The sequence below is a fragment of the Deinococcus cellulosilyticus NBRC 106333 = KACC 11606 genome (assembly GCF_007990775.1).
Lineage (GTDB): Bacteria > Deinococcota > Deinococci > Deinococcales > Deinococcaceae > Deinococcus_C > Deinococcus_C cellulosilyticus.
In genome coordinates this window covers 102,181-113,022 of the sequence record NZ_BJXB01000005.1, presented here as the reverse complement: position 1 = coordinate 113,022, position 10,842 = coordinate 102,181, and the positions used below count along the sequence as shown (strand labels likewise).

At 57.9% G+C, this 10,842-nt stretch carries 13 protein-coding genes; 10 read left to right on the top strand and 3 right to left on the bottom strand.

Annotated features, from left to right (window positions below):
* Nucleotides 1-52: 52 nt before the first annotated feature.
* From DC3_RS07105 to ttcA, 8 genes are all read left to right on the top strand, one after another.
* Nucleotides 53-481 carry a hypothetical protein gene (locus DC3_RS07105; RefSeq protein WP_146883454.1) on the top strand — a complete coding sequence of 143 codons (429 nt, stop codon included), beginning with the start codon at nucleotides 53-55 and terminating at the stop codon, nucleotides 479-481.
* Nucleotides 478-1,017, top strand: a complete 540-nt coding sequence (locus DC3_RS07100) for an adenylate/guanylate cyclase domain-containing protein (protein ID WP_146883452.1) — start codon at nucleotides 478-480, stop codon at nucleotides 1,015-1,017. The genes DC3_RS07105 and DC3_RS07100 overlap by 4 nt, the downstream gene beginning before the upstream one ends.
* A 167-nt stretch (nucleotides 1,018-1,184) precedes the next feature.
* The gene (locus DC3_RS07095; RefSeq protein WP_034344709.1) at nucleotides 1,185-1,862 is read left to right on the top strand and encodes a response regulator transcription factor; all 678 of its coding nucleotides are present in this window, start codon (nucleotides 1,185-1,187) and stop codon (nucleotides 1,860-1,862) included.
* Nucleotides 1,863-2,224: 362 nt separating this feature from the next.
* Nucleotides 2,225-3,715, top strand: coding sequence for a sensor histidine kinase (locus DC3_RS07090; RefSeq protein ID WP_146883450.1), 1,491 nt, complete (start codon nucleotides 2,225-2,227; stop codon nucleotides 3,713-3,715).
* Between the two features lie 52 nt (nucleotides 3,716-3,767).
* A complete protein-coding gene (locus DC3_RS07085; protein ID WP_146883448.1) occupies nucleotides 3,768-4,295 on the top strand; it encodes a hypothetical protein in 528 nt (175 codons plus the stop codon).
* Nucleotides 4,296-4,389: 94 nt separating this feature from the next.
* Nucleotides 4,390-5,055, top strand: a complete 666-nt coding sequence (locus DC3_RS07080; protein WP_146883446.1) for a response regulator transcription factor — start codon at nucleotides 4,390-4,392, stop codon at nucleotides 5,053-5,055.
* 29 nt (nucleotides 5,056-5,084) lie between these two features.
* Complete coding sequence (locus DC3_RS07075; RefSeq protein WP_146883444.1) at nucleotides 5,085-6,332, top strand: sensor histidine kinase; 1,248 nt, start codon at nucleotides 5,085-5,087, stop codon at nucleotides 6,330-6,332.
* Nucleotides 6,333-6,369: 37 nt separating this feature from the next.
* A complete protein-coding gene (ttcA, locus tag DC3_RS07070) occupies nucleotides 6,370-7,281 on the top strand; it encodes a tRNA 2-thiocytidine(32) synthetase TtcA (protein ID WP_246130591.1) in 912 nt (303 codons plus the stop codon).
* A gap of 77 nt (nucleotides 7,282-7,358) precedes the next feature.
* Here ttcA and DC3_RS07065 read toward each other — a convergent pair whose 3' ends face one another.
* The 3 genes from DC3_RS07065 to DC3_RS07055 all read right to left on the bottom strand — a co-directional run bounded on the left by DC3_RS07065 (nucleotide 7,359) and on the right by DC3_RS07055 (nucleotide 9,359).
* Nucleotides 7,359-8,225 (bottom strand): ferritin-like domain-containing protein, encoded by an 867-nt coding sequence (locus DC3_RS07065; RefSeq protein ID WP_146883442.1) that lies wholly within the window; start codon nucleotides 8,223-8,225, stop codon nucleotides 7,359-7,361.
* A 157-nt stretch (nucleotides 8,226-8,382) separates the two neighbouring features.
* Complete coding sequence (gene tatC / locus DC3_RS07060) at nucleotides 8,383-9,150, bottom strand: twin-arginine translocase subunit TatC (protein ID WP_146883440.1); 768 nt, start codon at nucleotides 9,148-9,150, stop codon at nucleotides 8,383-8,385.
* A gap of 2 nt (nucleotides 9,151-9,152) precedes the next feature.
* Nucleotides 9,153-9,359 carry a twin-arginine translocase TatA/TatE family subunit gene (locus DC3_RS07055; protein ID WP_146883437.1) on the bottom strand — a complete coding sequence of 69 codons (207 nt, stop codon included), beginning with the start codon at nucleotides 9,357-9,359 and terminating at the stop codon, nucleotides 9,153-9,155.
* 197 nt (nucleotides 9,360-9,556) lie between these two features.
* Here DC3_RS07055 and DC3_RS07050 point away from each other — a divergent pair, with 197 nt between their 5' ends.
* The gene (locus DC3_RS07050; RefSeq protein WP_222594713.1) at nucleotides 9,557-10,111 is read left to right on the top strand and encodes an RNA polymerase sigma factor; all 555 of its coding nucleotides are present in this window, start codon (nucleotides 9,557-9,559) and stop codon (nucleotides 10,109-10,111) included.
* Complete coding sequence (locus DC3_RS07045) at nucleotides 10,108-10,803, top strand: anti-sigma factor (RefSeq protein WP_146883433.1); 696 nt, start codon at nucleotides 10,108-10,110, stop codon at nucleotides 10,801-10,803. Before DC3_RS07050 ends, DC3_RS07045 begins: the two co-directional genes overlap by 4 nt.
* The last annotated feature ends 39 nt before the right edge of the window (nucleotides 10,804-10,842 follow it).

The following is a 10,842-nucleotide window of genomic DNA, read 5'->3' as shown; positions in this document are numbered from 1 at the left end:
CTCGGCCCTCGGCCCTCAGCCCTCGGCCAGAAATGCGTGTACACTGGTTGGAGTGGTACTGGAGAACTCCATCGAAGAATTCATCGAACGCTTCCGTTCAGATGCAGCGCAGGGCATCCTGTATCCGCAGCCAGAAGGCAGCGTTCTGCTGGAATTTGTGGCTGGCGGACAGGTGATGTACCTGTTTGACCGCACCGGCCCTTACATCGCCAAACCCGGCCCGGCTCGCGTGATTGTGCACCCGGTCCTGAGCACCCTGACCCCCACCGAGCAGCAGGAAGAAGTGCTTGCGGTTTCCCAGATCTCTGCCCTTGAGGGGGTGGGCAGGGTCAGTCGCACCGAAAAAGGCTTCGTCATTGTGCAGGCCAGGATTCCTCTGGTTTGCGGCATGCTGGACCATGAAGTTCCGGGAATCAAAACCGGTGACTGGGTGAGTTTCAGCACCCTCCCCCCCACCCACGGTTTCTACCTGTTGAAATGAGCATCAGCACCCCGACCAAACAATTCGTCACGGTGGTCTTCATGGATCTGGTGGGCTCTACGGCACTGGCCCAGCGCATGACGCTGGAACAGTACGGCGAGGTCATGAGTGAAGTGCTGCAGGTGGGCTACCTGCGGGTGGCGCTGTTCGGGGGTCGGGTGCTGCAGCACCAGGGGGACGCCCTGGTGTGCCTTTTCGACGGCAACAAGGTGGAAAGCGCCCTGAGGCTGGCCCAGGAATGCCACAAGCGCATTCATGAAATCGGGGCTGCCCAGCGCATTGGTGCACACCTGCAGTTGCGCATCGGCATTGCCACCGGGGAAGTCCTGTCTCTGAACGCCGGGGTGACCCTGGCGGTTTACGGCCTTCCCGTGAACATGAGCCGCAGGCTGTGCAGCCGGGCAGAACCAGACGTGACCCTGGTCTGTGAACGCACCTACCAGGGCTCTCCTCCCGAGGCGGTCTTCTCAGAATTTGATGGAGAGTCTCTGAAGGATTTCGCCAATGAGAACGTGTACGTGTTCCACTGGGTGTGATCTGTACGCTTTCTGTGGTCCATCTGGCGCAGTGACCTTTGGAAGGGCAAATTCCCAGATGAAGGTGTCTTTATCTTTGCTTCACAAGCCCTGAAAAGCTCTCATAAATGAAAGAAATTTTAGAATCAGGACTTCTGTTCTCATGAGTGCGACCCTATACTGGACTCATGGAACGCAAACCCCTGGTGCTCGTGATCGAAGACGAAAAAGACATCGCACGCTTCATTGAACTTGAACTTGCCGCCGAAGGTTACGCCACTGAAGTCGCATTCGACGGGGTGACCGGCCTCTCCAAATTCCGGGAAGTCAACCCCGACCTGGTGATCCTTGACCTGATGCTTCCCGTGCTGGACGGCCTGGAAGTTGCCCGACGCATCAGAAAGACCAGCAACACCCCCATCCTGATCCTCACCGCCAAAGACAGCATCCAGGACAAAGTTGAAGGCCTGGACGCCGGAGCAGACGACTACCTGATCAAACCCTTCTCCATTGAGGAGTTGCTGGCCCGTGTGCGCGCCCACCTGCGCCGCGTGAACCCTGCAGTGACCGGGGAAGTGCGTGTGGCCGACCTGGTGATGAACCTGGACGGACGCGAAATCTTCCGGGGAGGCCGCCGTGTGGAACTCTCTGCCAAGGAATTCGAGCTGCTCGAACTCCTGGCCCGCAACCCTGGCAAGGTCTTCTCCCGTTTCGAAATTGAAGAGAAGGTCTGGCCCGAATACACCGGGGGCAGCAACGTGGTGGACGTGTACATCGGCTACCTGCGCCGCAAACTTGAAGAAGGGGGCGAACGCCGCCTGATTCACACCGTGCGTGGTGTCGGTTACGTCCTGCGCGAAGAATAAGAAAGCAATAGAAAAAGCGCCATTTCTGGCGCTTTTTCTATTGCTGCAGAAGGCTGAAAGCAGAAAGCAGAAAGCTTTGCTGGAAAGCAAATTGAGGGTAAGCAGCTTGAAGGCCTGCACCTGGCTTCCAGATGGCCCTTGCTGACAATCGGGCGAGGCATGCTGTCTTGCACAATACGAGGGACCGCATCCTGGCTCCAATGCCCATTTGCCCCTACATGGGTGGTAACAAATTTCTGCCTTCTGCCTTCTGCCTTCTGCCTTCTGCCTTCTGCCTTCTGCCTTCTGCTTGTCTCACCTCCTGCCCTTTCTCAGCATTTCGATGCCCTTTTTCTTACCAAAACCCCTAAACTTGGAGCAGAATGACTTTACGCTGGCGACTGACCCTGCTGTACACCACCGTGATGGGCCTGATTTTGAGCTTCATCATGCTCACCGTGTTCAGTGTGATGACCCGCATCATTGACAGCAACATCCGGGCTGACCTGATCCGCAGCATGGAACAGGCGATCAAAGTGAACCATGCTCCCGGGGCAAGCTACAGCTGGATTGTCACCCTGGATGATGCCGCCTGGGCTTTGCTCCCTGACCTTTATGGGCAGGTGGACATTTACGCCCTGCCCGAGAATGAGCTCTCGAACCTCAAAGATGAACGGCTGATCCCCACCAATTTTGTGCGCAGCCCCAACCTGGACGGCCTGATCGGGGCTGGGCAGGCCCTGACGCTGCCTTCCTACGAATACGCCCAGATCATCCGCAATGGGCAGGAACAACCTTATTTCTCTGAACTGGACGTTCAGGTGGGCGAGCAGACCCGGCACCTGCAGGTGATCACCCGCCTGCTGCCCGTGCAGTTGCTGAACCGCAGCCTCGCTGGACCCGTGTACCCCGGCATCTTGCTGCTGGCCCGTGACGTCACCGAAATCGAGGATGTCTTCACGGCCCTGAAAACCGTGCTGTTCTTTGTCACCTTGCTGGCGATTGTGGGCATGGGCATCACCATCTACGGGGTCTCTGCACGCGCCCTGAAGCCGCTCCGTTACGTGCAGGCGGCAGCAGAAACCATCACCGAGAAAAACCTCAGCCAGCGGGTTCCGGTGCCCAACACCCACGACGAGGTGGAGTCCCTCGCCACCACCATCAACGATGTGCTGGCCAGGCTTGAGAAGTCGTTTGAAACCCAGCGGCGCTTCACCAGCGATGCCAGCCATGAACTTCGCACCCCTGTGACAGCGATTGGTGGACACGCAGGGTACCTGCTCAGGCGCACCAGCCCCACCCCGCAGCAAGCAGAGAGCCTCACCATCATCAAGAATGAGTCCGAACGCCTCTCCCACCTGATCCAGAGCCTGCTGGAACTCGCCCGTGCAGATGCCGGATCGGTGAGCATGAACATGCAGCCCATGCTGGCAATGGCCTTCATGGAGGACCTGCAGCGCGAACTGAAACCCATCATCGGGCAGGCAGAGTTGCAGGTGGCAGGGAAGGAATTCTCCTTCATGGCAGACCCTTCCCGCATGAAGCAAGTGATGATCAATCTGGTCAGCAATGCCCTGAAAGCGGGTTCCACCAGGGTCACCATGGAAGCCCACCTGGAAGGCAAACAGGTGCATCTGCTGGTGCGGGACAATGGTCCAGGGATTGCAGAAGAACACCTGACCCGACTCTTTGACCGCTTCTACCGGGTGCAGGAGTCCCGCAGCCGTGATGAGGGGGGCAGTGGTCTGGGCCTCTCCATTGTGAAAACCATCATCGATGCCCACCAGGGCCGGGTGTGGTTTGAATCGAAAGTCGGTGAGGGAACGGTGGTGCACGTGGTGCTGCCTTACCGGGAAGTGGTGGCCGAGGAATGAAACACTGGACCTGCTGCCAGATCCACTCCAGATGAAAACCTGACCAGACACCATGTCCCTTAAGAAGACCCCGCATCCCACATCAGAGGTCATGGCCCCTGCAGAGGACTGTGTTCTGACCGTGCTGGTTCAACAGGTTCCCCGGGACCATGACCGTTTCATTGTGTACAACATCTTTTTCGGGGGAATCCTGATGGTTGTTTTGCTGATCTTTTTCCTGCCCGGGATGGACCCCAGGAGCATGGGAATCGGCCTGTTGCTGTCCCTGCTGGGCATGGTCACTCTGGCAGGACTGAGGGGCATCTGGTTCAGAATCAGAAAAATGCCTCTCTTCTCTGGAGTGACCCGGGTCATCCTCAGCCCTGCAGGCTTGCAGATTGAGGGCCTGGGGACAACCCACTGGTCAGCCATCGAGAGCTTCCACGAGACAGGAGATCACAATGGCCTGGTGGTCATTCAGGTCAAGAAACAACACGACCTGTTCCTGTCTGTGCCAGACCGGGATCAGGTGGACCGTTTGCTGGCCTCTCTGGCCTTTCATGGCAAGGCGCAGTCCATCCAGACCCAGCATGACCCCTGAGCAGGGCGGCCTCCAGTCCACTTTCATGTCTCTTTCAGCCGATCAGGGATACTGAAATCACCGGGAGGTGTTTCCCCTCCCCCAAGGAGCCACCATGCGAGTGCTGTTGCTGGAAGACGACGAAAGAATCCGCTCCCCACTGGCCCGCTTTTTGCGTGAAGGGGGCTATGCGGTGGATGAGGCCAGTGATGCCACCACCGCCCAGACCCTGATCGGCCTGTACCCTTTCGATGTGATGATTGCTGACATTCGCCTGCCAGAAGGGCCAGATGCTGGCTTTGAGCTGGTCCGGCGCATCCGCAAAGACGACTACAGCTTTCCCATCCTGTTTCTGAGTGCCAGAGATGGGCTGCAGGACAAACTGCACGGACTGGAACTGGGCGGAGACGATTATCTGGTCAAGCCTTTTCACCTGCAGGAGGTCACTGCCCGCATCCGGGCGATTTTGCGGCGCGGCAAGACCCTCACCCCACAGGAGACGCTGTTTCAGGACATGAAGTTCGACTGGGCCAACCGCCGGTTCTTCAAGGGCCCCGAGGAAGTCCACCTGACCGGCAAGGAAATGGGCCTGCTGGAACTGCTGAGCAGCAATCCGGGTCGCCTTTTTACCCGCGAGGAAATCGTGGACCGGGTGTGGGACTCTTCTTTCGATGCGGAAACCAACGTGATCGATGTGTATGTGCGCAACCTGCGCCGCAAACTCGGGGACAGCGTGATTGAGACCGTTCGAGGGGTGGGTTACCGCTTCCCCACAGCCTGAGTCATGGCAACACCCCTCAGGAGGTCCTCTTGAACCTGCAAACCCGCCTTTCTCTGTGGGTGGGAGGGGTGCTCTTTCTGGCCCTCATCACCCTCAGTGTGCTCTCCGGGGTGGTGCTGTACCAGGTGCGCCTCTCGGACATGAACCAGGAACTCCGGGACCAGTCCAAACTGGTGCTCAATTCCGCCACCCTCTACCAGGGAAAGAACCTGCCCAATGTGGTGCTGCAAACGCTGGCTTCGGGCTCCGAGTTTGTGGATGCCCGCATCGAAAAACAGGGCCGGGTGATCTGGGAAAGTGGATTCCGCAACATGCCCGAGGCGGTCCGGGAAGGGTTCAGCAATGTGGGTGGGTGGCACATCTACCGGGTCAGCAATGAACGTTTTGAGGTGGAAGTGGGCCGTCCGCTTGCGTCCCTGCAGGAAACCCTGAGGTCTTATGGGGTGGTCAGTTTTCCCCTGACCTTGCTGATGTCCATCCTGGGGGCACTCGGGTCAGGCTGGGTGCTGGGACAGAACCTCAAACCCCTCAAAAAACTGACGGCCCGGGTGCAAACCCTGGATCAACCGGAGCCCATTCCTGAGACGCAGAGGCCAGACGAGGTGGGCCTGCTGGCCCGTGCCCTTGCAGAGAGCCTGGACGCCCTGCAACGCACCCGCAAAGCCGAACTGGAATTCCTGCGGATCGCCAGCCATGAACTCCGCACCCCCCTCACCGCCCTGAAGGCCGAACTGGAATACACCCTCTCCAAACCCCGAGATCTGCAGGTGTACGAGCTTGCACTGCGCACCCTGCACCGCAACACCGAGCACCTCGAGCGCCTTGCCGTCAACCTGCTGACCCTCACCCGGTTGCAGGGCAGCCCTCTGGAGCTGCAACCCGTGGACCTGTGGGAGATCACCGCCGCAGTGATTGACCGGATGATTCCGCTGGCCCTCAAGAAAAACCTCTCGCTGGAATTTGAAGGGAACCCCACCACGGTGACAGGCGACGCCATCACCCTCAGCCGTCTGGTGGAAAACCTGATCTTCAATGCCATTCGCTACACCCAGGATGGGGAAATCCGGGTGATTCTCAGTGGCCACCAGTTGATTGTGCGTGATCAGGGACAGGGGTTCCCGCAAGAACTGCTGGAAGACCATGAAGCACAACATCCCGGGATTGAAGGGTTCGGCATCGGGATGAAGGTGGTGCGCAGCATCTGCGAGCTGCACCATGCAAAACTGACCCTGGAAAACACCATCCGGGGAGCGAAAGTGGTGGTTGCCTTCCCATGATGAAGCCCTGCATCCCGTACAATGGACCGTGATTGACATGCAGGACGCACCCATGCAGGACCACCCAACCCCCGAAAAAGAGCATTCGGGCAACTTTTACCGCCTGAAACGGCAGCTGGAACGCCAGGTCGCCCAGGCCATCACCGACTACGGCATGATTGATGACGGCGACACCGTGCTGGTGTGCCTGTCCGGGGGCAAGGACTCCTACACCATGCTGGACACCCTCCTGGAGCTGCAGAAACGCGCCCCCATCAGCTTCAGGCTGGTCGCCATGAACCTCGACCAGAAGCAGCCGGGTTTTCCAAACCACATCCTGCCGGAATACCTGCAAAACCTGGGGGTGGAGCACCACATCCTGGAGCAGGACACCTACAGCGTGGTCAAGGAAAAAATCCCCGAAGGCAAAACCATGTGCAGCCTGTGCTCCCGTCTGCGCAGGGGAGCCATCTACACCTTCGCAAAAGAGATCGGGGCCAACAAGATTGCCCTGGGCCACCACCGGGACGACATCCTGGAGACGTTCTTCATGAACATGTTCTTTGGAAGCCGCCTGAAGGCCATGCCCCCCAAACTGGTCTCCGATGATGGCCAGAACGTGGTGATCCGCCCACTGGCCTACTGCACCGAAAAGGACATCGAGCGTTACGCCCGCGCCCGGGAATTTCCCATCATTCCCTGCAACCTGTGCGGCTCCCAGGAGAACCTGCAGCGCAGAATTGTTGGCGAGATGCTGGAAAGCTGGGAAAGGCAGAGTCCGGGCCGCCTGAACAACATCTTCCGGGCCCTCAGCCATGTGAGCGCCAGTCACCTGCTGGACCCCAACCTCTTCGATTTCAGGGGCCTCACCAGAGACACGCAGGTGGATGAAGGGGACATCGCATTTGACCAGCAGGACTTCAAACCCGAACGGTTTGAGGATCAGCTGGAAGAATTGCCGTTGCTTTAACCCAGCCTTGCACAAACAAAACCACCCTTCTTGAAGGGTGGTTTTCAATTTGCCCACTGTGGAGATGGGCCAGGGTTTTACTTGATGGTGCCGTTCAGACCATTCGGGAAGAAACCGCCTTTGGCACTGCCTCCGAGGTACACAATGTTCAGCACTTCACGGGTGGTGCGGGCATAGGCAATGGCATTGGCATCGGCGGCCACAATGTTCGCCTTGCCTCCTTTGGTGATGCCCTCGTCTTTGCCTCCACCCACTTTGCCGCGCAGGGCAGAGATGGCCGCAACAACGTCCTCAACGGTGAGGCCAGCCGCCACAGGGGTGGTTCTGTTTTCATACAGGTAATGGCGGATTGCACCCGCATGGTAGGCTTCCACGGCCAGAATGCCTGCAGCTGCCTGCAGCACACCAGAATCTGTGAGCAGGGTGGCAGCACCGTTGTATGCAGTCACGCCCACATCCTCAAACACAAAGGCGCCATGCATGAAAAACAGGTCGTTGGCGTAGGGACTGAAACCTTTGATCTTTCCTCCACTGGCAGCATCTGCAGCAGCTGCAAATGCTGGACCGATGTCGATCTGGGGCCTGGGAACAGGGGTTCCACCCAGTTTGGTGATCGTGGCACGAAGGGCACGCACATGGGCTTCCTCGTCCCGGGCAATCTCTTCTGCAATTTGCTGGATGCCTGCAGAAAGGGTGGCTTTCTTGCCCCCGGTGGCCACAGGACCTCCTCCAGCATCTGCCGCACTCAGGCCGGTCCCAAAAGCCGCCCAGAGGTAGAATTCGGCCTCAAGGTACTCCAGGTTGAGGGCAAAATTCAGCACATCCAGATCGATGTTTTGCTTGTTGGGACCTGCCACCACTGCGCAGGAACCCAGCATGGCTCCTGCACCCATGAGTCCCAGCTGACCTAAAAACTGCCGACGGTTGGATCTGTTCTCGCCCATGACAATAGCCTCCGTGTGGTCGGGGATGGCTCCCCGTCCATGAAATAGGGTCTTCAATTTTTTGAGGGTCTTTGTGTGCCTCAGGAACTGATCTGCGTGGATGCTGGATTTGGATGCAGGCCAGATTTCTGAACCCGGTACAGACTTTTTGAAAGGCTCAGGAAAACTGATTTCTGGCCTGCCCACGCTCTGCCAGACGGGAAAAAATGATGCCCAGCTCAAAGAGCAGGTACAGCGGAATGGCCATCAGGGCCAGATTGAAGGGATCTGCCGTTGGGGTGATGATGGCAGACAGAAGGGTCAGGGTCACAGCAGCGTATTTGCGGATGGAAGACAGCATCTGGCTGTTCACCAGTCCCACCCTGGTCAGCAGGAAGATGGTGAGGGGAAGCTCGAACACCAGACCAAAAGTCGCCAGGTATGTCACCATCTGGCTGATGTACTGCCCGATGGACAGCAGGTTGGTGATGCCACCCAGAAAACCCAGCAGGAAAGGCAGGGCCGCTGGCAGGATCACCTGGTAGCAGAAATAAACGCCAAGTGCAAAAGACAGCCCGAGGCCCAGCACAAAAGGGGCTCCCCATTTGCGTTCTTCATGGGTGAGGCCCGGGGCCACAAAAGCCCAGATCTGGTACACCATGAAAGGCAGAGCAACCACCAGGCCCCCAAAAGCAGAGATCTGGAGGGCTGTGATCAGGGGTTCGGTGACCGACAGGGTCACGATCTCCACCCTGTTCCCCGCCTGAATGAATCCCTGCAGGGGGCCTTTCAGCACCTCCATGAGCTGGTCACGGTAGGTGTAGGCCAGTGCTGAACCTGCTCCCCAGAACGCCAGACCATAGATCAGGCGCAGACGCAACTCTTCGAGGTGGTCCATCAGGGGCGCTTCTTTGAAGGCAACCCCCTGTCCTGGAACGGTCTGCATGTTCAGCTGGCTTTCTCGGTCACGGGGACGGGAGCAGGCTCAGGATCTTTCAGGGAATCCGAGAGATCGTCTTGCAGGCTGCGGGTGCCTTTCTTGAACTCACGGATGCCCTGCCCCAGGCTCTTGCCCAGTTCAGGGAGTTTTTTGGGTCCGAAGACCAGCAGGGCGATGACAAGGATCATGATGATTTCTGGAAATCCAAGGTTCATGTGTGCCTCCTTGAAGAAACACCAGGGTGAAGGTCAGGTGTTTCGTCCTGATTGCTGATCTGCACCCTGAGGCTTTTTGGATGCATCCCGCAGAAAAAGGCCTTTTATTGTTCCCCTCACTACACTTTCATGAAGAAAAAAGAAATTGGTGTGCGATGCATCCAAAGGGGGGCATCTGCGCAGATAGACTCTTAGATGTGAATGATCCGACGAGCACCGAACTCCACACCCAGCTTCTGATGCGCATCCAGCATGGCGATCAGGAAGCCCTGAGGGAGCTCCTGAGCGACCTCGGTCCGACCATCAAGGCCATCGCTTTTCGAATGCTCTCCAGTCTGGAAGATGCCGAGGAAGTCATGCAGGACGCTTTTGTGACGCTCTACAACAAGGCAGGAAGCTACGACCCTTCAAAGGGCGCAGTGAAAACCTACCTGTGCGGAATTGCCCACAAGATGTGTCTGGAGCGGCTGCGAACCCGGACCTCCAGGCCCCAGAAAGTGGAGGAATGGGACATCCATGATCCAGAGACCGAGACCCTTTCCGCAGAGGTGCAACACCAGGATGATAAAATCGTGGTCGAAAAAGCCCTGACCACCCTGGAACCCACAGACCGCAAACTTCTGGAACTGGCTTTTTACGACGGGTACACCCACAGTGAACTGGTGGAACACACCGGAATGGCGCTGGGCACCCTGAAAAGCAGGCTGAGACGGGCGCTCCTGAAACTGAAAGCCACCCTGGAGGGCGCATGAAATACACCCGAGAACAACTTGCGGATTATGTGCTCGGGCAACTCGAGCCCCATGAGATGCAGGAGATCGAGCAGCATCTGCAATCCTCTGAATCGGCACGGCGCGAAGTGGCAGAACTTCAAGAAGCCCTCTTCCAGATGGCAGAAGAGCTTCCAGCCATCCCGGTGAACCCGGACAGCTGGGACAGCATTCAGGCCCGGCTGGAGCCCAGAGCCTCTGTGGAGGCAGGAACAGAACAACCCATCCCTCCTGCTGCACCACAGCCCTCTGCACCCAGAAGATCTTTGCTGCCCATGTTTGTCGGCTGGGCCGCCGCCCTGGTGCTGGTCCTCGCAGGAGGATGGTATGGTCTGGGAATCTATCAGGAGAACCAGCAGACCCGCCTGATTGAAAGCTGGCTGGAACAGAATCAGGTGGTGAAACCCCTGAGGCTTGAAAACCAGACCCAGATCGCCTCGGTGGCCTTCCATCAGGACGGTCAGGCCCTGGTGATCATGAACCAGAAGGCAGATGCCCAGAAGAGCTATCAGGTCTGGGGGATTCAAGGAGGAAAGCCTGTTTCCCTGGGGGTGATTTCCTCAAGAACCTTCGAGGTGAACACCACAGGCTATGAAGCCATCGCCGTGAGCCTGGAGCCCAGAGGGGGCAGTCCAACCCCCACCCAGGTGCTTGGTGCTGTGCCTGTGGGATGAATCAAGATGCTGGAAAGAACCTGTGCTGCGACACAGGTT